The 20,835-nt window shown below is 74.9% G+C and carries 17 protein-coding genes; 9 read left to right on the top strand and 8 right to left on the bottom strand.

The genetic code is table 11. The annotated features are described in order from the left end of the window. Positions 1 to 664: 664 nt before the first annotated feature. Positions 665 to 1,435 (bottom strand): aspartate/glutamate racemase family protein, encoded by a 771-nt coding sequence (locus AB0F71_RS37080; protein WP_360244721.1) that lies wholly within the window; start codon positions 1,433 to 1,435, stop codon positions 665 to 667. A gap of 66 nt (positions 1,436 to 1,501) precedes the next feature. On the opposite strand from AB0F71_RS37080, the gene AB0F71_RS37075 reads away from it, so the two are divergent. Then, complete coding sequence (locus AB0F71_RS37075) at positions 1,502 to 2,641, top strand: glycosyltransferase (RefSeq protein WP_360244733.1); 1,140 nt, start codon at positions 1,502 to 1,504, stop codon at positions 2,639 to 2,641. A gap of 103 nt (positions 2,642 to 2,744) precedes the next feature. Further along, positions 2,745 to 3,491 carry a class I SAM-dependent methyltransferase gene (locus AB0F71_RS37070; RefSeq protein WP_360244719.1) on the top strand — a complete coding sequence of 249 codons (747 nt, stop codon included), beginning with the start codon at positions 2,745 to 2,747 and terminating at the stop codon, positions 3,489 to 3,491. Between the two features lie 18 nt (positions 3,492 to 3,509). Here the strand turns inward: AB0F71_RS37070 and AB0F71_RS37065 are convergent, their stop codons facing one another. From AB0F71_RS37065 to AB0F71_RS37055, 3 genes are all read right to left on the bottom strand, one after another. Then, positions 3,510 to 4,385, bottom strand: coding sequence for an alpha/beta hydrolase (locus AB0F71_RS37065; RefSeq protein ID WP_360244716.1), 876 nt, complete (start codon positions 4,383 to 4,385; stop codon positions 3,510 to 3,512). An 86-nt stretch (positions 4,386 to 4,471) separates the two neighbouring features. After that, entirely contained in the window at positions 4,472 to 5,164 is a 693-nt protein-coding gene (locus tag AB0F71_RS37060; protein ID WP_360244713.1) for a thiol:disulfide interchange protein DsbA/DsbL, read from the bottom strand. A 92-nt stretch (positions 5,165 to 5,256) separates the two neighbouring features. Then, complete coding sequence (locus AB0F71_RS37055; RefSeq protein ID WP_360244710.1) at positions 5,257 to 6,459, bottom strand: glycosyltransferase family 4 protein; 1,203 nt, start codon at positions 6,457 to 6,459, stop codon at positions 5,257 to 5,259. A 490-nt stretch (positions 6,460 to 6,949) separates the two neighbouring features. Between AB0F71_RS37055 and mscL the strand changes: the two genes are divergently transcribed. The 4 genes from mscL to AB0F71_RS37035 all read left to right on the top strand — a co-directional run bounded on the left by mscL (position 6,950) and on the right by AB0F71_RS37035 (position 12,545). After that, positions 6,950 to 7,399 (top strand): large conductance mechanosensitive channel protein MscL, encoded by a 450-nt coding sequence (gene mscL, locus AB0F71_RS37050; RefSeq protein ID WP_360244707.1) that lies wholly within the window; start codon positions 6,950 to 6,952, stop codon positions 7,397 to 7,399. Between the two features lie 406 nt (positions 7,400 to 7,805). Beyond that, positions 7,806 to 8,603 (top strand): DUF6643 family protein, encoded by a 798-nt coding sequence (locus tag AB0F71_RS37045; protein ID WP_360244704.1) that lies wholly within the window; start codon positions 7,806 to 7,808, stop codon positions 8,601 to 8,603. 263 nt (positions 8,604 to 8,866) lie between these two features. Then, positions 8,867 to 9,742, top strand: coding sequence for an MOSC N-terminal beta barrel domain-containing protein (locus tag AB0F71_RS37040; protein WP_360244701.1), 876 nt, complete (start codon positions 8,867 to 8,869; stop codon positions 9,740 to 9,742). Positions 9,743 to 10,091: 349 nt separating this feature from the next. Then, complete coding sequence (locus AB0F71_RS37035; RefSeq protein WP_360244698.1) at positions 10,092 to 12,545, top strand: right-handed parallel beta-helix repeat-containing protein; 2,454 nt, start codon at positions 10,092 to 10,094, stop codon at positions 12,543 to 12,545. Between the two features lie 144 nt (positions 12,546 to 12,689). Here AB0F71_RS37035 and AB0F71_RS37030 read toward each other — a convergent pair whose 3' ends face one another. Together AB0F71_RS37030 and AB0F71_RS37025 are read right to left on the bottom strand one after the other, a co-directional pair. Beyond that, complete coding sequence (locus tag AB0F71_RS37030; RefSeq protein WP_360244695.1) at positions 12,690 to 13,856, bottom strand: PLP-dependent cysteine synthase family protein; 1,167 nt, start codon at positions 13,854 to 13,856, stop codon at positions 12,690 to 12,692. A gap of 159 nt (positions 13,857 to 14,015) precedes the next feature. After that, a complete protein-coding gene (locus AB0F71_RS37025; protein ID WP_360244730.1) occupies positions 14,016 to 15,191 on the bottom strand; it encodes an ROK family protein in 1,176 nt (391 codons plus the stop codon). 116 nt (positions 15,192 to 15,307) lie between these two features. On the opposite strand from AB0F71_RS37025, the gene AB0F71_RS37020 reads away from it, so the two are divergent. Together AB0F71_RS37020 and AB0F71_RS37015 are read left to right on the top strand one after the other, a co-directional pair. Beyond that, positions 15,308 to 16,612, top strand: a complete 1,305-nt coding sequence (locus AB0F71_RS37020; RefSeq protein ID WP_360244692.1) for an MFS transporter — start codon at positions 15,308 to 15,310, stop codon at positions 16,610 to 16,612. Between the two features lie 104 nt (positions 16,613 to 16,716). After that, a complete protein-coding gene (locus AB0F71_RS37015) occupies positions 16,717 to 17,292 on the top strand; it encodes a HutD family protein (protein ID WP_360244689.1) in 576 nt (191 codons plus the stop codon). 85 nt (positions 17,293 to 17,377) lie between these two features. Here AB0F71_RS37015 and AB0F71_RS37010 read toward each other — a convergent pair whose 3' ends face one another. Further along, positions 17,378 to 18,259: an alpha/beta fold hydrolase gene (locus AB0F71_RS37010; RefSeq protein WP_360244727.1), complete on the bottom strand. Its 882-nt coding sequence runs from the start codon at positions 18,257 to 18,259 to the stop codon at positions 17,378 to 17,380. A gap of 204 nt (positions 18,260 to 18,463) precedes the next feature. On the opposite strand from AB0F71_RS37010, the gene AB0F71_RS37005 reads away from it, so the two are divergent. Then, the gene (locus tag AB0F71_RS37005; protein ID WP_360244686.1) at positions 18,464 to 19,903 is read left to right on the top strand and encodes a helix-turn-helix domain-containing protein; all 1,440 of its coding nucleotides are present in this window, start codon (positions 18,464 to 18,466) and stop codon (positions 19,901 to 19,903) included. A gap of 143 nt (positions 19,904 to 20,046) precedes the next feature. Here the strand turns inward: AB0F71_RS37005 and AB0F71_RS37000 are convergent, their stop codons facing one another. Beyond that, a complete protein-coding gene (locus AB0F71_RS37000) occupies positions 20,047 to 20,802 on the bottom strand; it encodes a DapH/DapD/GlmU-related protein (RefSeq protein ID WP_360244683.1) in 756 nt (251 codons plus the stop codon). Between the last annotated feature and the right edge of the window lie 33 nt (positions 20,803 to 20,835).

Genomic DNA, 20,835 nt, shown 5'->3' with positions numbered 1-20,835 from the left:
GCCGTCCCACCCGCATCCACGCACTCTGCACCCAACACGGCATCGCAACGGCAGCCTGAGCCTGACCTAGATCAAATACTTCGCCAGCAGAGTCGCCAGGCCGACTTCCTGTGCGGCGGGCACCGTGGCAACAAGTCGACTTTGGGACGCGCGCTCGGCCGGCGGAGGATCAGGGCGGGCGAGGATCGCTCAGCACGAGGGGGGACGCGGCACCGCGGAGCGCCTCCGGGCCGGGGGAAGCCGGCCTGGCCGACTTCCCGTGCCGAGTGCGGTGGGTCGAAGGGCGATTCCGCCCCCGGGCGCCGAGCGGGCGGCGGCCGGGTGGCCAGGGGCGGGGCCCGCAGCACGAAAGGTCGGCCGGGTCGACTTCCCGTGCAGGGGGTAGTGGCGCCGTAGTGCGGTTCCGGCCCGGATGCCGAGCGGACAGCACCTGGGTGACCAGGGGCCGAGTCCTGCAGCACGAAAGGGCGGCCGGGTCGACTTCCTGTGCAGGCGCCGGGGCCATGGCCCCGGAGTGCGGAAGCACGGAAGCACCGCAGGAGGCGCCCGGCGGGCGGCGGCCGTGGTGCACGGGAAGTCGACGGGGCCGACTTTCTGTGCGCCGGAGCCCCTAGGGGCCGCGCACGGGTGGGCCGTTCGGCTGCGGCCCCAGGGGCGGGTGGGGTCAGGCGGGGACCGGGGTGAGGGTGAGGCCCTGGGGGTAGAGGGTGGCGGTGGGGGGGAGGGTGGCGGGGGCTCCGGCGTGGAGGACGGTGAGGGTGCCGCTGCCGGTGCGGGTGGGGTCGGCGACGCGGCGGAGGGCCTGGGCGGCGACGGCCTCGGCGGAGCCGTGGAGGACCAGGCCCGGGGCCGCGGTGGGGGCGACGGCCGCGCGGATGCGGTCGGCCACGAGTTCGTAGTGGGTGCAGCCGAGCACCACCACGTCGGTGCCCTCCGGAGTCCGGGCGGCCGCGTCGGCGACGGCCGCGGTGATGGCGGCGTCGTCGCCGTGTTCGACCGCGTCCGCCAGGCCGGGGCAGGCGACCTCGGTGATCTCGGCGGTGCCGCCGAAGTCACGGATCAGCCCGCGCTGGTAGGCGCTGCCGGTGGTGGCGGGGGTGGCCCAGATCGCGACGCGGCCGCCGAGGGCGGCGGCGGGCTTGATCGCCGGGACGGTGCCGATGACGGGCAGGCCGGGTTCGAGTTCGGCGCGCAGCGTGTCGAGCGCGTGGACCGAGGCCGTGTTGCAGGCGATCACCAGGGCGTCGGGGCCGAGGGCGGCCGCGGCCCGGCAGCAGCCGAGGGCCAGCTCGGTGACCTCTTCGGGCGTGCGGGGCCCCCACGGCATCGAGGCCGGGTTGGAGGAGAGCACCAGATCGGCGTCCGGGCGCAGCTCCCGGATCGCGGCGGCGGCGGCCAGCAGGCCGATTCCGGAGTCCATCAGTGCGATCTTCACGAGGCAAGACTTTAGTCGATCCACCCCTCGCCGCCGGTTCTGCGGCAGACTGCCGGGGTGACCGTGCTGCTGTGGATCGCCGCGTTCTCCCTGCTGGTCTGGCTCTGGCTGGCGTGCTGCCACGGTTCGTTCTGGCGCACCGACGTCCGGCTGCCGCCGCGCCGTCCGCCGGCGCGGTGGCCGGAGGCGGCGATCGTGGTGCCGGCCCGGGACGAGGCGGCGGTGCTGCCGGTGAGCCTGCCGACGCTGCTGGCGCAGAAGTACCCGGGGCGGGCGCGGGTGATCCTGGTGGACGACCACAGTTCGGACGGCACCGGCGCGGTGGCGGCGGAGCTGCGGACGCTGGACGGGCTGGAGCTGACCGTCACCACCCCTCCCCCGCTGCCCGAGGGCTGGACGGGCAAGCTGTGGGCGCTGCGGCACGGGGTGGAGCTGGCCGGGCCGGACGTCCAGTACCTGCTGCTGACGGACGCGGACATCGCGCACGGCCCGGACTCGCTGGCCGAGCTGGTCGCCGCGGCCGAGTCGAACGGGCTGGACCTGGTGTCGCAGATGGCCCGGCTGCGGGTGGAGACCGGCTGGGAGCGGCTGGTCGTGCCGGCCTTCGTGTACTTCTTCGCCCAGCTGTACCCCTTCCGCCGGAGCAACCGCCCGGGCGCGCGGACGGCGGCCGCCGCGGGCGGCTGTTCGCTGGTGCGGCGGGAGGCGCTGGAGCGGGCTGGCGGGGTGGCGGGGATCCGGGGCGCGGTGATCGACGACGTGTCGCTGGCCCGGGCGGTGAAGTCCTCGGGCGGGCGCACCTGGCTGGGCCTGGCCGGGGAGGTGGACAGCGTCCGCCCGTACCCGCGGCTGGAGCAGCTGTGGCGGATGGTGTCGCGCAGCGCGTACGCCCAGCTGCGGCACTCGCCGCTGTTGCTGCTGGGGACGGTGCTGGGGCTGGCGCTGGTGTACCTGGTGCCGCCGGTGGCGCTGGTGGCCGGGCTGGTGGCGGGGGCGCCGTGGGTGGCGGCGGTGGGCGGGGCGGCCTGGGCGTTGATGGCGGGCACCTATCTGCCGATGGTCCGGTACTACGGGCAGCCGGCCGTGGCCGTGCTGCTGTTGCCGTTCACCGCTTCGCTGTACCTGCTGATGACGGTGGACTCGGCGGTGCAGCACTGGCGCGGCCGGGGCGCCGCCTGGAAGGGCCGGACCTACTCCGGGACGTGAGCCGGGAGGTGGGCCGGGACGTGAGCCGGCAGGGGGCTGGAACATGAGCCGGGAGGCGGGAAAAGCCGGGCGCGGCGGGCCGGTCTCGGCCCATACTGCTCGGATGGACCGTCAGCGGATCTCCCGGCTCGCCCACGCCCACCACCCGATCGCGGCACCCCTGTCGGACGGCTCGGTGTCCCGGCTGCTGGAGCGCGCCCTGGGTGGGCAGGACAGCGGCCGGGTGCTGGATCTCGGCTGTGGGGAGGGCGCCTGGCTGCTGCGGGCGCTGGCCGCGCGGCCGGGCTGGCGGGCGGTGGGAGTGGACGTGGACGCCGCGGCGCTGACCCGGGCGAGGGAGGCGGCGACGGCGCTCGGCGTGGTGCGCCGGATCGGCCTGCACCACCGGGACGCCCGGGAGTTCACCGACCGCGAGCCCTTCGACCTGGTGCTCTGCGTGGGCTCCACCCACGCCTTCGACGGGCTGCTGTCCACGCTCGCGGCGGCCCGTGAACTCCTGGCGCCCGGTGGGCGGTTGCTGGTCGGTGAGGGGTTCTGGGAGCGGGAGCCGTCCCGGGCCGCGCTGGACGGGCTGGGCGCCGCCCGGGAGGACTTCGCGGACCTCGCGACGACCACCGACCGGGTGCTCGCGGAGGGTTGGACGCCGGTGTACGGGCACGTCAGCTCGGCGCGGGAGTGGGACGACTACGAGTTCTCCTGGACGGGTTCGCTGGCCGAGTGGGCACTGGACCACCCGGAGGACCCGGACGCGGCGGCCGCCCGCGAGGCCGCGGACGAGCACCGCGCCGGATGGCTGCACGGCTACCGGGGGACGCTCGGCTTCGTCACCCTGCTGCTGCGCCGTGACTGAACTTCCCTTCCGGCAGGGCTACTTCTGCGTCCGGGCGAGGAAGTCGTCGATCAGCGGGGCAATTTCGGGCAGCTTCTCCTCCAGGGCGAAGTGCCCGGTGTCGAGGACGTGCAGTTCGGCCCCGGGCAGGTCGCGCAGGTAGGCGCGGGCGCCGGCCTCGGTGAAGAACGGGTCGTTGCGCCCCCAGATCACCAGCGTGGGCGGCTGCTCGGCGCGCAGCCAGGCCTGCCAGGCCGGGTAGAGCTCGACGTTGGAGAAGTAGTCGAGGGCGAGTTCGACCTGGATGTCCTTGCGGCCGGGCAGGTCGAGGAAGTGCTGGTCGAGGGTCCAGCCGTCGGGGGCGACCAGGCTCGGGTCGGTGGCGCCGCCCTCGTATTGGCCGCGGGTGACGTCCAGGGTGAGGATCGAGCGGGCGGCCTCCTCAGCGCCGGGGACGCCGCGCCGCTGGGCGATGAACCCCCGGGCCTGGTCGGAGAGTCCGTCCTCGTAGGCGTTGCCGTTCTGGACCACCAGGCCGGTGATCCACTCCGGTCGGCGGGTGGCCAGCCGCAGGCCGACGGGGGCGCCGAAGTCGAAGACGTAGAGCGCGAAGCGGTCCAGGCCGAGGGCGAGGCAGAAGCGCTCGACGACGTCGGCGAGGGTGTCGAAGCGGTACGGGAAGGTCTCGGGCGAGGGGCTGTCGCTGTGACCGAAGCCGGGGTAGTCGGGGGCTATCAGGCGGTAGCGGGTGCCGAGCGCGTCGAGCAGCCGGGCGTACTGGTGGGAGGCGGAGGGGAAGCCGTGCAGCAGCAGGAGGACGGGGGCGCCGGCCGGGCCGGTTTCGCGGTAGAAGACGCGCAGCCCGTCGAGGTCGACGTGGCGGTGGTGGATGTGGGGGATCGTCAGCTCACTCATGCTAACCATTAAAGCGCATCTGAACGGTTAGGCACAGGGCTGGCAGGGGTCCGGCGAAGGCCCACCAGGAGCGAGCTGACCGATGATCACCTGCCGGTCGTGGTCCGGTGGCTCTTCACCTGCTCCTGCTGCACCAGGTAGTCGAGCACCTCGGGCATCGCCTCGACGCCGCCGGCCTTGGTCGGCGAGGTCCGGTACTCGCCCTGGACGACCACCGTCGGCAGCTCGTTGATGCCGTAGCGGACGAACTGGGCGGCCGCGTCGTCCACCGACTGCCGCACCTCGGCGGAGCGGTAGGCCGCGTGGAAGCGCTGGGCGTCGACACCGTGGCGCACCGCCCAGTCGGTGGCGGCGGTCTCGGTGGTGAGGTCGGCGTGGTCGGAGTGGATCGACCGGAAGGCGCTGACCTGGAGCCGGTCGACCAGGTCGAGGCGCTCCAGGGTGTAGTACAGCCGGGCGTGGGCGCGCTGCACGCCCTCCTCCGGACTGCCCGGCCAGATCGCCGGGACCCGGCGGAGCGCGACGTCGGAGCGGTGCTTCTCGGCCCAGGCCTCCAACGGCTGCTCCAGCGCCTGGGAGTGGCCGCAGTCGTACCAGAAGAACTCGACGGCCTCGGTGCGGGTGTCCTCGCGCACCGGTTGCGGGTGGTCGAGCTTGACGAACTGCGTTCCCTCGGAGGGGGATTGGTGGGTCACCGCACCGGCCTGGACGGGGGACGCGGCGATCCCGGCGGCGACGGCGAGCAGGACGGTGGACCGCAGCAGCGACTTCGAGTTCACACCGGGCAGTGTGGTGCCGACGCCTCGTTACCGGCGAGTCGGTACGTGGCGGCGGGCCCGGATTCGCCCGAACGGCGTAGCCGGGCCGCAGCTCAGCTCGGCGGGCCGCCCGTCCACACCTCGGCGACCAGCCGCTGCCAGTCGTCCACCACCGCGCCCAGCTCGAAGTGCTCCAGCGCGTGCGCCCGGGCAGCCGCGCCGAGGCCCGCGCGGTTGCAGGCCAGCACCTTGGCCAGCGCCTCGGCCAGTGCGAGCGGGTCCCCGGGGGCGACCAGCGCTCCGGTGGCGCCGTCCCGGACCACCTCGCGCACCCAGCCGACGTCGGTGGCCACGGCGGGCACCCCGGCCAGGGCCGCCTCGATCAGCGCCCCGGGCACTCCCTCGCTGTCGCTGGTGAGCAGCAGCGCGTCGGCGGCCCGGTAGAGCGGGGCCGGGTCGGGCAGCGGGCCGAGGAAGTGGGCGCGGGCGGCGGCCGGGTGACGGGCCAGGGCCTCCAGCAGCGGACCGTCCCCGGCGACGGCCATCCGGACGTCGGGCAGCCGGTCGAGCACGTCGAGCGCGAGGTCGAGCCGCTTCTCGGGGGCTATCGCACCGATCCAGGCGACCAGCAGGACGTCGGCGGGCAGGCCCAGGGCGTGTCGGGCGGCGCGCCGGTCGTCCCGGCCGTCGGCGGGCGGATAGCTCTCGGCGGCACGGGAGTTGGGGATCACCCGGACCTTGCCGCCGGGCAGCTCGAACTGCTCCTCCAGCACCGCGCGCGCCTCGTCGGTGAGCGTGGTGACGGCGGCGGCGCGGTGCATCAGGGCGGCCCCGCGCAGCCTGCGCAGCCGGTTGGCGGTCCAGTAGCGGGGGTGGCCGACCGAGACGTAGACGAAGGGGGTCGGGGTGCCGGCCAGGGCGAGGGCGCAGGCGGCCAGGGTGTCGGAGCCGTGGGCGAGCACCACGTCGGCGGCGCGGGCGGCGGAGCGCAGCGCCCACAGGGTGCTCGGGCGCAGGCGGCCGGGGCCGAGGACGGCGGCGGCGCGCAGCCGGGCGGTGTCGGGGCAGCCCTCGCCGCAGGTCCCCGGGACGGCCGTCCCCGCGGTGCACACCCCGGTCGTGCCCGCACCCGGTCGGGCGGGCGGTACGGCCGGGTGCGGGGCGAGCGCGCACAGCGCGGAGGCCTGGCCCCGGCGGCGCAGTTCCCGGTGGAGGTCACGGGCGAAGTTCTGGGCGCCGCCCCGGCGTTCGTCGCTGATCAGGTGCAGGACACGCGGGCGGGCTCCGGCCGAATCGGCCGCCGTAGGGTCGGGCATGGACCGACCTTGGCACAGCGCCCCGCGCCGTACAGCCCCTTCACGCAACCTGGTGGTGGCCCGTGCGCCCGCGCCCGTACACCCGGTGTGCGCTGAGGACCCGCCGTCGTGCGCCGGTTGCGACCGCCGTGCGCCCCGCCTCGCCCCCTGCCGCTCCGCGGGGCCGCCCTTCGCTCCCCCGCACGCCGCGTCGGGGACCGGCTCACGCCGCCGGGAGGCCGCACCGGCGGGCCGCAGCAGCGGGTCACACCAGCGGCCCGCACCGGCGCGTCACACCAATGGGTCAACCGCGGGCCGCCGACGGCCGAACCGCCGGTACGCGGAGGGCCCGTACCCCGCCCGGGCGCCTCCGCTCCGGGCCGTCGGCCGGTTACGCGAATCGGGTGAACGCGGTTGGACCTCGGCCCGCGCCGGTCGGCAGGATGTCCGGCCGGGGCGCCCGCCGTTCTGCCCCATCTCCCCCTTCCCCGTTCGGATTTGGAGTCACCCGGTGTTCAAGGGATTCCGCAGCTTCCTGCTGCGCGGCAACGTGGTGGACCTCGCGGTCGGCATCGTGATCGGCGCGGCCTTCACCGCCGTCGTCACCGGGTTCGTCAGCGCGTTCCTCACCCCGCTGATCGGGGTCGCCACCGGCGCGGTCGGCGACTTCACCCAGAAGACCTTCGAGGTGGGCGGCACCAAGTTCCCGTACGGCCTCTTCGTCAACGCGCTGATCGGGTTCGTGCTGGTCAGCGCGCTCATCTACTTCGCCGTGGTGGTGCCGGTCGGCAAGCTGCAGGAGCGCTTCGAGAAGGCCGCGCCGGCGCCGGCCGCGAAGGTCGACTGCCCGGAGTGCCTGAGCTCGATCCCGGCCGCCGCGACCCGCTGCTCTTTCTGCACCACCGAGGTGGCCGTCCGGCCCGGTCTGCCCGCGCAGTCCCAGGCGCTGCAGTCGCACTGACGCCGAATCGCGTCCGGACCGTGCCCTGATCGAGTCCGGACCGCGTCCGGATCGCGTCCGGATCGCCCGCTGTGGGCGCTGACGGGAAATTTATTCCCCAAACATTCACGAGCCCCCGCCGGACCGTCGGCGGGGGCTCGAATGCGCCGGCGCACGCCCCGTCCGCAAAAGTTTCTCCACGACGCCTCCGAACGGCCACCGGCCGGTCACCGCAAGGCCTTGCGACGGCCGCGTCCGGGCGCTGTTCGATCACTGACAGGGCGCCAGGACTGTCCGGAACTGTACGCCAGTATGTCCGTTCTTCCTACTTTCGAAACCTTTGTGCGGGCGAAGACTGTGTAAACACTCGAACTGCTCCCCCTCCCGCTCTCCTCAGCAGGCGCATTGTGGGCTTACCGTATGCCCCATGACCTCGCCCCGCTCCTACGACGGAGTCGGCTACCCCTCTCCGTCCTTCTCCTCCGGCACGCCGATTTACGACAGCCTCGTGGCTGAGCGCGGCGTCCCCCAGATCGCACCCATCAACGTGCCGGCGGCCCTGCCCCCGGCGCTGTCCTCCGGTTACGGATCCGGCCCCGGCCAGTCCTACGAGAACCGGTACGGCAACGGGTACGAGAGCGCCGGCAGCAACCTCCCCGCGCTGCCGCCCGCCCGCCTCGCCCTGGGCCCCGGCCCGAGCAGTGGCCCCTCCGCCGGCCCGGCCACGGCGTACATCCCGGCGCAGCCCGCGCCGGCGTACGCCTCCGCGCCGCAACCGCCCGTCCCCGGTTACGGCGCCCCCCAGCCGTACCAGCGACCGCAACCCGCCGCCCCGACCTTCGCGCAGACCGCCAGCGGTGGCTACCAGCCGACCGGCGGCCAGAGCTTCGGCGGCCAGAACACCTTCATCGGCCAGGGCGGGCAGCAGACCTTCGGCGCGCAGCCGACCGGCGGACCGGCCGGTTTCGGCCAGGGCCAGCCCGGCGGCCTCCCGCAGGGCGGTCCGCAGTCCTTCGGCGGCCAGCAGGGCTTCGGCGGCCCGAACCCGGCCGGCCCCGGCTTCCAGGGCCAGGGCGGCGACCAGAGCTTCGGCGGCGCCCAGCTGCGCCCGGCCATGGCCCCGGTCGCGCCGGTCCGCCCGATGCAGCCGCAGCGCCCGGGCCCGTACGGCGAGCCCGGCGGCTACCAGCAGGGCGGCTACCAGCCGCAGGGCCAGGGTTACTGAGCCCGAGCACACCCCAGGGCCGACCCCACCGGCCCGCACCCGCACCACCTGAGCACCACCCGGCGCCCCCTGAACGCCGGGCGAACGGAGAACGGGTCATCCACGGACCGCCCGGAACGCCCCCCACGGCGTACCGGGCGGTCCGTGCGCGTACGGGGGCTGCGGAGAGGGCCGGACCGTACGGGACCACGCGGGCGGGAGTCGCTCCGGGGCGCCTCCGGGGCAGCCGCGTCCGCCCCGACCGCTGCTGGCAGGATGGAGGGATGCACCTCACCGGACTCCACGTCTACCCCGTCAAGTCGATGTACCGCCTCAGCCCCGACACCGCCGCGGTCCACCCCTGGGGTCTGGCCGGAGACCGCCGCTGGATGCTCGCCGATCCCACCGGACGCTTCGTCAGCCAGCGCGAGAACGCCGCCCTCGGGCAGATCCGGGTCGACCCGCTGCCGGACGGCGCACTGGCGCTGACCGCCCCCGACGGCTCCCGGATCGAGGTCGCCGCGCCCGCCGCCGACGCCGGCGCCCCGGTCGCCGAGGTCGAGGTCTGGGGCACCCGCTTCCGCGCCGTCGAGGCCGCCAAGGACGCCCACGCGTGGATCGCCGACCGCCTCGGCGACTACCGCCTGGTGCACCTGGACGACCCGCGCGCCCGGCCCGTCGACCCGCAGTACGGCCGGCCCGGCGACACCGTGTCGATGGCCGACGGCTTCCCGCTGCTGCTCACCACCACCGGTTCGCTGGAGCGGCTCAACGAACTGATCGCCGCCGAGCACCCGGACGGCCACGAGACCCTGCCGATGGAACGTTTCCGCCCCAACGTGGTGGTCGCCGGCTCCGAGCCCTGGGCCGAGGACGGCTGGCGCCGGATCCGGATCGGCGCGCTCACCTTCCAGGTGGTCAAGCCCTGCGGCCGCTGCGTGGTGACCACCACCGACCAGGAGAGCGGCGAGCGGCGCGGCCCCGAACCGCTGCGCACCCTGGCCCGGCACCACCGGCTGCTGCGCATGGCCGCGTTCGGACAGAACCTGATCCCCGAGCGCCCGGCCGACGTCGAGGGCGACGTGCTGGGGACGCTGCGCCTCGGCGACGACGTCGAGGTCCTGGAGGACGGGGCGCACTGGTCCCCCGACGGGCGCTGACGCCACCGCCGCGCCCTGGCCCGGCTCCCCCCCCCCCCCCCGCGCCTTGGCCGGAGCTCCGCCTCCGGCCCGCCGGCACGGAACTCGGGCACCGCACTCCGGCACGGAACCCCGGCACGGAACTCCCGCTGTGCGCGCTCGTTGAAGCAAGTGGTCGGAACCTGTGGCCGCGGTGGGCGCCCCCGGTGCCCGCCCGTGCCGAGCGGCCCCGGGCGGGCGCACCGGCCGGCCCGGACGGACGGACGGATCACCCGTCCGGGCGCGCTACGGTGGGCGGACGGCCCGCGCACCCCCGCGCCCACGGCCCGTTGGATCGCCGGCACGACGAAGGTGGGGACGACAGACCGTCATGGCTGAGCACAGGGTCCGGGTCACCCAGGACAGCGCATCCCGCTGGCGCCGCCGCGCGGGCGAGTACGACACGCTCGCGGAGGCCCTGGCCGCCGCCGAGCCGGGCGACACCGTGACCGTCCGGCCCGGCACCTTCCGGGAGAACGTGCTGCTGGACAAGCCGGTGACGATCGTCGCGGCCCAGGGCCCGGGCACCGTCCGGATCGAACCGGCCTCCGGGGTGGCGATCACCGTCACCGCCGCCGCGACCGTGCGCGACCTGGTGGTCGAGGGCGGCGACAGCTCCGCGCCGGCCGTCCTGGTCACCGGAGCGGAGGCGACGCCCGCGTTCAGCGGCTGCCGGATCGAGACCCGCTCCGCCACCGGGATCGAGATCGGCGGCGGCGCCCGCCCGACCCTGCGCGGCTGCATGGTCGCCAACCCCGGCGGCCTCGGGCTGCGGCTGCGCGGCGAGGGCACCGCCGCCGCCTTCGAGGACTGCGAGGTCGCCGCGGCCGGCCAGGCCGGGCTCGCCGTGCTCGGCGGGGCGACCGCCGCCCTGGACCGCTGCCGGATCCACCACGCCTCCGGCGCCGGCGTGCTGCTCTCCGACCCGGGCAGCGCCGCGGAGCTCACCGGCTGCGAGATCTACGAGATCCGCGGCAGCGGCGTGCAGGCCGAGGCGCAGGCCGGCGGGCGGCTGGTCGACTGCGACATCCACCGGGTCACCGGCAACGGCCTGACCCTGGACGGCGAGGCCGAACTGGTGCTCACCGGCTGCCGGGTGCACGACCTGCCGGAGAACGGCGCCGACCTGCGCGGGCGCGCCAGGCTCAGCCTCTCCAACAGCACCGTGCGGGACTTCGGGCGCGGCGCGCTCTCGGTCTGGGACCAGGGCACCGAGGCGGTCGCCGAGTCCTGCCGGATCCACGGCTCCAACGGCGAGTACCCGGCGCTGTGGGTCAGCGACGGCGCCCGGCTCACCCTCACCGACTGCTCGCTGTACGACCTGCCGGACGCGCTGTTCGTCCTCGACCGGGACTCCGCGGCCGTCGCCCGGGGCTGCTCGTTCAGCCGGATCCGCAGCTCGGCGGTCTCGGTCAGCGGCGGGGCCACCGTCACGCTCGCCTCCTGCCAGGTGCAGGAGGCCGGGACCGGGCTCTGGTTCCGCGACCACGGCAGCGGCGGACTGCTCACCGACTGCGAGATCTCGGACGTCGCCACCGGGGTGATCGTCACCAAGGGCGCCGACCCGGTGCTGCGCGAGTGCACCGTACGGGCCAGCACGGACGCCGGGGTGTACGTCTCGGCCCAGGGCCGCGGCACCTTCGAGGACTGCCGGGTCTCGCACGGCAAGGGCTTCGGCTTCCACATCATCGACGGGTGCCGCACTCAGCTCACCCGCTGCCGGGCGGAGCAGAACGAACGGGCCGGGTTCGAGTTCTCCGAGCCCGGGCCGGTCGCGGAGGGGTGCATCTCGGACGACGTGGCCCCGCTCGCCCCGGCCGGACCGGGCACCGCCGGACGGCCCGAGCTGCCCGCCCCAAGGCCCGCCCAACTGGCGTCGGCCGCACCGGCGTTGACCGCCTCCTCGATGGTGTCGGCGGCGACCTCCGGCACGGCGGCGACGGCCACGATCGCGCCGATCCCGGACTGCCGCCCGGCCGACGAGGCGCTCGCCGAACTGGACTCGCTGGTCGGCCTGGCCACGGTGAAGCAGGAGGTGCGCACGCTGATCGACCTGATCTCGGTCGGCCGACGCCGCCGCCTGGCCGGCCTCAAGGCCCCCTCGCTCCGCCGACACCTGGTCTTCACCGGTGCCCCCGGCACCGGCAAGACCACCGTCGCCCGGCTGTACGGCGAGATCCTCGCCTCGCTCGGGGTGCTCCAGCGCGGCCACCTGGTCGAGGTGGCCCGGGTCGACCTCGTCGGCGAGCACATCGGCTCCACCGCGATCCGCACCGCCGCCGCCTTCGACCGGGCCCGCGGCGGGGTCCTCTTCATCGACGAGGCGTACGCGCTCGCCCCCGAGGACGGCGCCCGGGACTTCGGGCGCGAGGCGATCGACACCCTGGTCAAGCTGATGGAGGACCACCGGGACGAGGTGGTCGTGATCGTGGCCGGCTACACCGCCGAGATGGAGCGCTTCCTCTCCGCCAACCCCGGTGTGTCGTCCCGCTTCTCACGGACCGTCAGCTTTCCCGACTACACGGCGGACGAACTGCTGGAGATCGCCCGGGCGCAGTGCGCGGAGCACGAGTACGCGCTCTCCGAGGCGGCCGAGAGTGCGCTGCTGGACCACTTCGGCGGGCTGGAGCGCGGGCCCAACTTCGGCAACGGGCGCACCGCGCGGCAGGTGTTCGAGACCATGGTCGAGCGCCACGCGGTGCGGGTGGCCTCGCTGGCCGACCCGTCCACGGAGGAGCTGCAGCTGCTCGTCCCGGCGGACCTGCCGACCGCGCCGCTGCCGTAGGGCAGTCGGCGGAGCTTGACCGGGCCGGGCGGTGCTCCGGCGGAGTGCGGGCGGGTGAGAGCTGACAACTGACAGATAACAGATAACAGATTTCGAAATCTGTTATCTGTCAGTTGTCAGCTGTCCGTCGTTACCCGTCAGCCGTCAGCCCGTCCAGGCGCCGCCCGCCAGGAAGGACTCCAGCGCGGAGCGGTACGGCGCGATGTCGATCCGCTCCCCGGCCAGCCAGTCGTCCGAGTAGTACTTGTCCAAGTAGCGGTCCCCCGGGTCGCAGATCAGGCCGACCACGCTGCCCGTCCGGCCGGCCGCCCGCATCTCCGCGACGATCCGCAGCGCACTCCACAGTCCCGTCCCGGTGGAGGCGCCGGCCTTCTTCCCGAGCACCTGCTCCAGCACCCGCACCGCGGCGATCGAGGCGGCGTCGGGCACCTTCATCATCCGGTCGACCGCCCCGGCCACGAAGCTCGGCTCCATCCGGGGCCGCCCGATGCCCTCGATCCGGGAGCCGCTCGCACAGACGGCGTCCGGGTCGTGGTTCACCCAGCCCTCGAAGAAGCAGGAGTTCTCCGGGTCCGCGACGCAGATCCGGGTGTCGTACTGCATGTAGTGCACGTACCGGGCGATGGTCGCCGAGGTGCCGCCGGTGCCGGCGGTGGCGACGATCCAGGCCGGTTCCGGGTGCGGCTCCAGGCGCAGCTGGGCGAAGACCGACTCGGCGATGTTGTTGTTGCCGCGCCAGTCGGTGGCCCGCTCGGCGTAGGTGAACTGGTCCATGTAGTGCCCGCCGGTCTCCTCGGCGAGCCGCGCGGAGGCCGCGTAGACCTCGTCCGAGCGCTCGACCAGGTGGCACTCGCCGCCATGGAACTCGATCAGGTCGATCTTGGCCTGGCTGGTGCTCTTGGCCATGACGGCGATGAACGGCACCCCGATGAGCTGGGCGAAGTACGCCTCGGAGACGGCGGTGGAGCCGCTGGAGGCCTCGATCACCGGCTTTCCGGGGCGGATCCAGCCGTTGCAGAGCCCGTAGAGGAAGAGCGAGCGGGCCAGCCGGTGCTTGAGCGAGCCGGTCGGGTGGGTGGACTCGTCCTTGAGGTAGAGGTCGATCCCCCACTCGGCCGGCAAGGGGAAGCGCAGCAGGTGGGTGTCGGCGGAGCGGTTGGCGTCGGCGTGGACCTTGCGCACCGCCTCCTTGAGCCAGTCGCGGTACTGCTGGTCGGAGCGGTCGACGTCGACGGTCGGCTCGATGCCGACGGCCGGCCCGACGCCCACGACCGGCTCGGTGCCGACGGTCCCACCGGACTGGGTGCTCATGGTCACGTACTCCCTCGTTGCGGCCCCCCGCTGCTCACTACGAGTGTACGAGAGTCACGATAAGTGACCGTTTTCGTAGACCCAGCTTCCGCTTATCGCCCCTCGCGGCCCGCCCGCCGCGCCACTCCCCGCCCCGCCCGGCGTCTCAGACCGGCGTTCTCAGACCGGCACCGACTGCGGGTCCGCGAGGTACGGCCCCCAGCCGAGCTCGGCCGCGCCCGCGAGCGCGCCGTGCGCCAGCTCCGCGCCGACGATCGGCACCCGCCCGCTGCGCCCCCACAGGCTGCGGTCGGCGACCACCGCGCGCAGCCGGTCGGGGGCGGCCTCCAGGAGGTCGAGGTGCAGGCCGCTGAGCACCACCCGGTCCGGGTTGAGGATGTTGGCGACCCCGGCCAGTCCGAGCCCGAGCCGGTCGATCACGTGTTCCACGGCGGCCCGCGCCCGCTCGTCGGTCGCGGCCGCCCAGCACAGCTCGCGCGCCTGGTCGAGCAGCGGGCGGCCGGGCTCCGGGGTGAGGCCGGCGGCGGCGAACAGCGCGTCGGGGTCGGTCTCGGCGTTCAGGCAGCCCCGGTTGCCGCACGCACAGGGGCGGCCCTGCGGGTCGACGGTGAGGTGGCCGACCTCCAGGGCGAGCCCGGCGCTGCCGGTGTGCAGGTGCCCGTCGATCACCAGCGCGCCGCCGACGCCGCGATGGCCGGAGGTGACGAAGAGCAGGTGCCGGGCGCCGCGCCCGGCGCCGTGGCGGTACTCGGCGAGGGCAGCGAGGTTGGCGTCGTTGGCGATGGCGGTGGGCAGCGGCCGCACGGCCTTCGGGCCGTGGTCGGCGCGGCCGACCTCGACGTCGTAGAGGTCGGCGACCGGGGTGCCGCTGGGCCAGGCGAAGTGCAGCGCGGCGAGCGCGGTGCCGTCCGGTTCGGTGACCGGGTTGGGCAGGGCGAGCGAGGCGGCCAGGCAGCGGCGGTCGGTCGCGCGGGCCAGCTCGGCACCGGCCTGGGCGACGGCGCGCAGCATCCGGACCGGATCGGTGGCGGCGGGCAGCGGCAGGTGGACGGGCGGGTCGAGCAGTCCGCCGAGTCCGGCCAGGGTGACGCTCAGCCCGTCGGCGTGGATCTGCCCGGCGACCACGACCGGGCCCTGCGGGTCGATCGCCAGCCGGTGCGAGGGGCGGCCGCGGCCGCCGCCGGCCGGGCGGGAGTCGACGGTGATCAGGCCGAGCGCCTCCAGTTCGGCCGTGACGGCCCCGGCGGTGGCCCGGGTGACGTCCAGCGCGCGGGTCAGCGCGGACCGGGTGGGTGTCTGGCCGGTGTGGATGAGCGAGAGCGCCGGGCCGAGCAGCGTCCGACCGCGGTCGGGGGCCGCGCGGCGGTGGGCGTCGCGCTGCGCGTCGGCATCGGTCCCGGAGCGGGGCCGCGGGCTTGAAGGTGAGAGCTGCACGCCCCTATTGTGACTTTGTGTCGCTTCGAAACAAAATCAGTTCCCACCGCCACGCCGACCCGACCTCCCCCCAGTCTCGCAGCACACCCCCGGTCGCGGACAGCCCCTGGGGCGCCGCCCGGCTCGCGCTCACCGCCTTCTTCGCCGTCGACGGCTTCCTGTTCGCCGCCTGGGTCGTCCGCATCCCGGACGTCCGCAGCCAGGTCAGCGCCTCCCACAGCGCCCTCGGCCTGGCCCTGCTCTGCCTGTCGGCCGGCGCCGTCCTCACCATGCCGGCCGTCGGCCGGCTCTGCCTGCGCTACGGCTCGCGCCCGGTCACCGTGGCCTCGCTGGCGCTGCTCGCCCTCGCCGTCCCGCTGCCCGCGCACGCCCACTCGGTGTACTCGCTCGGCGCGGTGCTGCTGCTGTTCGGCGCCGGGTACGGCGGCGCCAACGTCGCCATGAACAGCGCCGCCGTCGATCTGGTCGCCCAGCTTCGCCGGCCCGTCATGCCCAGCTTCCACGCCGGGTACAGCCTGGGCGGACTGCTCGGCGCGGGCATCGGCGGCCTGCTCGCCGAGCGGCTGACCACCGCGTGGGCGCTCGCGCTCGGCGGACTGCTGGGGCTCGCCGTGACCGTCGGCGCGGGCCTCGTCCTGCTGCGCAGCCCGGCCGCGCCGATGGTCGCCCCGGAGCGGACCCCCGACCCGGCCAGCGGCCCCACCCGCGACCCCGCCAACGGCCCGACCACCGCTCCGGCCACAGACCCGGCCACCGCTCCGACCACCGCTCCGGCCGCCGGGAGGCACGTCCGACTGCTGGTGCTGCTGCTCGGCCTCACCGCGCTGTGCACGGCGTACGGCGAGGGCGCCGTCGCCGACTGGACCACCCTCCATCTCACCGACGACGTCCACGCGGGCGCGGGCACCGCCGCCGCCGGGTACGCCGCGTACGCCTTCGCCATGACCAGCGGACGGGTGGGCGGCACCTGGCTGTCCATCCGGCTGGGCCAGAACCGGCTGATGCTGCTCGGCGGGCTCGCCGCCGCGGCCGGCATGCTGCTCGCCGCCCTGGCCCCGTCGGTGCCGGTGGCCATCGGCGGCTTCGTCCTGGTCGGCCTCGGGCTGGCCAACCTGTTCCCGCTCGCCATCGCGCGCGCCGGTGCGGCGGGCGGGCCGCAGGGCGTCGCGCTCGCCTCGACACTCGGGTACGGCGGGATGCTGATCGGGCCGGTGGTGATCGGCTTCCTCGCCGACGCGGTCGGACTGCCGCTCGCCCTGACCACGGTCGCGGTCACGGCCACCGCCGCGGCCCTGCTGCCGCTTGCGGTCGGACGGCGCTGACGGCCGGACGGCGTTGACGGCCGGGTGGCGCTGGCAAGTCGGACGGCGCTGACCGTCGGGGCGGCCCTGCCGGACCCGCCCCGGCAGTGGCAGGATGCGGACCCATGACCACCACCGGACGCATCCAGGTACTTCGGGCGAGCGAGCGCCCGGCCACCCCGTGGCTCAACGGGGGCGGGGTGACCCGGGAGGTCGCCGGGTCCCCCGCCGGGGCCGGACTGGCCGACTTCGACTGGCGGGTGAGCCTGGCCGACGTCGCCTCGGCCGGTCCGTTCTCGCCGTTCCCCGGGATCGACCGGGTGATCACCCTGGTCGAGGGCGCCGGTATGGTGCTCACCGTGGACGGCGTCGAGCAGCTGGTCGACGCCCCGTTCCGCCCGTTCGCCTTTCCCGGCGACGCCGCCACCGACTGCCGACTGCTCGGCGGTCCGGTGGTGGACTTCAACGTGATGACCCGCCGCGGTCGGACCGACGCCGCCGTGGAGCTGCGGACCGGGCCCGGCAGCGTGGCCGTCCCGGAGGGGTCGACCGTCCTGCTGGTCTGCCTGGCCGGTTCGGCCCTCGTCGACGGCGGCACCGAACTCGGCCGCTACGACGCCGCGGTGCTCGACGCACCGGGTGCCCACCAGCTGCGGCCCGACGGCGTCACCGCCGCGATCACCTTCCGCGCCGCCGGCTGAGCAGCTCAGACCGCGCAGTACGGACCGCGCACTGCCCGTACCCCCGCCGGAACCGGGGGTACGGGCAGTGGCGGCACCGGCGACGTCAGCCGCAGAACACCGGCGTGGCGTGCGCCGGGTCCAGGGCGTTGGTCACCAGGTGCAGCGCCGTCGGCGAGAACGCGATGGCGACGTGCTCGGCGAGCGTGACCGGGCAGTGGTCCTGGAGCACCTGGTTGTCCACGTCCGGCCCGTTCAGGAACTGGGTCCGCCACGGGGTGACGACCTCGTCGTAGACGGTCGAGATCACCGTGTAGTGCACGCCCGGCACGGTGTCCGGCCGGGAGGCCATGGTGGCGTTGAAGTCGGAGCCCACCGCCTGGTCGCGGCAGGCCTGGCAGACGGTGTAGATCAGGTCGGCCACGCCGGGGAAGTACGGCGCCAGCTTGGTGATCCCGTCGAGGGTCGTGCCGTGGTTGGACGGCGCCAGGCCGATCAGCTTGTCCACCTTGGATGCGCCGCCGAGGAACTTCAGGTAGTAGTTCGGCAGCATGCCGCCCTGCGAGTGCCCGACGATGTCGACCTTGGCCGCACCGGTCGCGGACCTCACCAGGTCGACGAAGTGGGCGAGTTGGGCCGCCGAGGCGGGCACCGGTCCGAGGCCGCCGATCGGCAGCAGCAGACCGCTGCCGCTGGAGGTGATGCCCGGGACGGTGCCGTAGTCGAGGGCGAAGACGCAGTACCCGAGGCCCTTGAGCAGCGGGGAGAGCGCCAGCCAGTTCTCGTAGCGGTTGGCGAAGGTGCCGTGCACCAGCACCACCGGGTCGGGGTGGGCGGCGGACGGTCGGCAGCTCCAGTCGTTGGCGCCGGGCGGCGAGGCCACCGAGTCACCGTCGGGCGGGAGCGCGGCCGCGGCGGCGGCCGGGGTGGCGGCCGGGGTGACGGCGGCCGGAGCGGCCACGGCGGGGGCCGCGGCGGCGCCGACCAGTAGCGCGCCCGCCAGGACGGCCGCACCGAAGGCTCCGCCGAGCCGACGGCGCAGGGGAGTTGCGGAGAAGCGGAGAAGTGGGGTTCTCAACTGTTGCCTCCACAGCGGAAGTTTGTTACCAACAGGTAACCCGAGTGGCTCAATGATGCGGTCGCCCCTCCGGCCCAGCCCTTGGACGTCCCCCAGACCTGGACGGTGTTCTCTGTGACCGGTCACAACGCACCCCACTGCACCCCCACCAGCCACTCCGCCGAACTCCCCGCGCACCGGGCCCCCGACGCCGCCACCGACGCCTCAGCCGACACCCCCACCGGCGCCACCGGACACCCCTCGCCGTGGCGCGTCCCGGTGATCGGCGGACTCCCGGCCGACCAGCGACTCCTGGGCAGCGTCCGCGAGTTGGCCGCCGAGGTGGTCGCCGCCCTGCTGGAGCGGGTGCCGGTCTACCACCGCCTCCCGCGCGAGCAGCTCACCGGCGAACTCACCCGGGACACCGAGCGCCGCATCCGCGGCCTGGCCCACGCCGTCCGCACCGGACTCCCCGCCCCCGCCGAGGAGTTCACCGCCGTACGGGACGCCGCCGCGCGCCGCGCCGAGGAGGGCCTGCCGCTGGACGCCGTCCTGCTCGCCCACCACCTGGGGCTGGAGGTCTGCTGGGAGTTCATCACCAGGGACGCCCACGCCGGGGACGCCGCCGACCTGCTGCTGCTCAACCGCCTGCTGCTCGACCAGCTCCGCCGGGCCGTCACCGCCGCCGGCGCCGGCTACCTGGACGGGCAGCAGTCGGCCGGCGACCGGAACTCCACCGCCCGGCAGTCCCTCCTGTCCGCACTGCTCGCCGGCACTCCCGCCGAGGAGGCCGCCGCCCGGGCCGGCACCGAACTGCCGCCCGGCTACGCCGTACTCTGCCTGTCCCTCGCCGACCACCCGGACGAGCACTCCCCCGGCATCGACCCGGCCATCGCCGCCCGTCGCAAGCTGCGCCGTTTCGTCTCCGAACTCGACCACCGCACCCGGCAGTCGGCGCTCTCCTCGCTCACCCCCTCGGGCGGCCTGCTGCTCCTCCCGCTGCCGACCCCGCCGGACCTGGCCGACGGGCCCGCCGACGGATCCGAGGGCAGATTCGAGGGCGGAGTCGAGGGCGGAGTCGAGGACCGGGCCGACTGGTCCCTGCTCGGCGCCGTCCTCGCCGCCGCGGCCCGCGCCGCAGGTGTGCCCGTGCTGGCCGGAGCGGCCGCCGCAGCGCCGGCCGAGGTGCCCCGCGCCGCCGCCCTCGCCTACGAAGTCCTGGACGTGGCCCGGACGTTCGGCCGCCCGCCCGGACTGCACCGGCTGGACGACGTGCTACTGGAGTACCAGCTCACCCGGCCCAGCCAGGCCCGCGCCCGGCTCGCCGCACTGCTCGAACCCCTCGCCGACAACGGGGAGTTGCTCACCACCCTGCGCATCCACCTGGCCGGCGGCCTCAACCGCCGACAGACCGCGAGCGCCCTGCACCTGCACCCCAACACCGTCGACTACCGGCTGCGCCGGATCGCCGTGCTCACCGGGCTGGACCCGGCGCGCCCGGCCGACGTCCTGCGGATCACCGCCGCGATCGCGGCCCGGACGGCCGAGCGGTCGAGCCCGGCCCACCGGTCGTGACGTCCTGCCATCAACGGCCCGCAGTCAACGGCCCGAGCTCACCGGCCCGCAATCAACAGGCCCGGGCTCAACGGCCCAGGTCAGCGGGCCGACGACGCCGTCCTGCTGGAGGCCGGTGCACCGCTGGGATCGACCGAACGACCTCAGTCCCGCTCCCCCGGCAACCGCAGGTCCCACCCCACCAGGGCGCGCAGCTGCTCCGCCGTCACCCCGTCCGGCACCGGCCGGGGCGGTTCGTGCCGCAGCGGCGGCTGCCAGCCCTCCTCCTCGGTCCACCGCCGGACCACCTTGGCCGGGGCACCGGCGACCACGCTGTGGTCGGGCACCTCGCCGCGCACCACCGCACCGGCCGCGACCACCACGTTGCGGCCGATCCGCGCCCCCGGCATGATCACCGCGCCGGTACCGATCCAGCTGCCGGTGCCGATCTCCACCGGCTCGTTGCGCGGCCACTGCTTGCCGATCGGCAGCTCGGTGTCCCGGTACTCGTGCGCCTGGTCGCTGACGTACACCCCGGGGCCGGTCCAGACGTCGTCGCCGATCACGATCGACTGGTGGCCGACGATGTGGCTGTCCCGCCCGATCACGCAACCGCCGCCGATCCGCACGATCGGCTCCGGCCCGAGGTCGAGCCCGGGCAGGAAGCCCGCACTGATGGTGACCCGCTCACCGATGATCGAGAACGGCCCGATGGTGATCCACCGCTCGTTGAACACCGCCCCGAGCGGGAAGGCGAGGGTGGTGCCGTCACCCAGCTCGCCGAACCGGTACGGACCGGGGTTCCGGTTGCTGACCGCGCCGGTCCGCTGCACCCAGCGCCAGCCCCGGTGGACGAGGCGCCCAGCGGCCCGGCGGCCGCCGTCCCGGACGGTGGAGAGGAGGGAACGGGTTATCGGCATGCGCTCACGTTACCGGCCCGTAGCGTCCGCCCG

The organism is Kitasatospora sp. NPDC028055 (assembly GCF_040637885.1).
Lineage (GTDB): Bacteria > Actinomycetota > Actinomycetes > Streptomycetales > Streptomycetaceae > Kitasatospora.
The sequence above is the reverse complement of the archived record's forward strand: the minus strand, read 5'-3'. Positions and strand labels throughout refer to the sequence as shown.

Excerpts from the sequence above, each read along its gene's own strand:
- AB0F71_RS37070 (WP_360244719.1), top strand. The coding sequence starts at position 2,745 with ATGGACCGTCAGCGGATCTCCCGGCTCGCCCACGCCCACCACCCGATC.
- AB0F71_RS37065 (WP_360244716.1), bottom strand. The coding sequence starts at position 4,385 with ATGAGTGAGCTGACGATCCCCCACATCCACCACCGCCACGTCGACCTC.
- AB0F71_RS37055 (WP_360244710.1), bottom strand. The coding sequence starts at position 6,459 with ATGCCCGACCCTACGGCGGCCGATTCGGCCGGAGCCCGCCCGCGTGTC.
- AB0F71_RS37045 (WP_360244704.1), top strand. The coding sequence starts at position 7,806 with ATGACCTCGCCCCGCTCCTACGACGGAGTCGGCTACCCCTCTCCGTCC.
- AB0F71_RS37040 (WP_360244701.1), top strand. The coding sequence starts at position 8,867 with ATGCACCTCACCGGACTCCACGTCTACCCCGTCAAGTCGATGTACCGC.
- AB0F71_RS37035 (WP_360244698.1), top strand. The coding sequence starts at position 10,092 with ATGGCTGAGCACAGGGTCCGGGTCACCCAGGACAGCGCATCCCGCTGG.
- AB0F71_RS37030 (WP_360244695.1), bottom strand. The coding sequence starts at position 13,856 with ATGAGCACCCAGTCCGGTGGGACCGTCGGCACCGAGCCGGTCGTGGGC.
- AB0F71_RS37015 (WP_360244689.1), top strand. The coding sequence starts at position 16,717 with ATGACCACCACCGGACGCATCCAGGTACTTCGGGCGAGCGAGCGCCCG.
- AB0F71_RS37000 (WP_360244683.1), bottom strand. The coding sequence starts at position 20,802 with ATGCCGATAACCCGTTCCCTCCTCTCCACCGTCCGGGACGGCGGCCGC.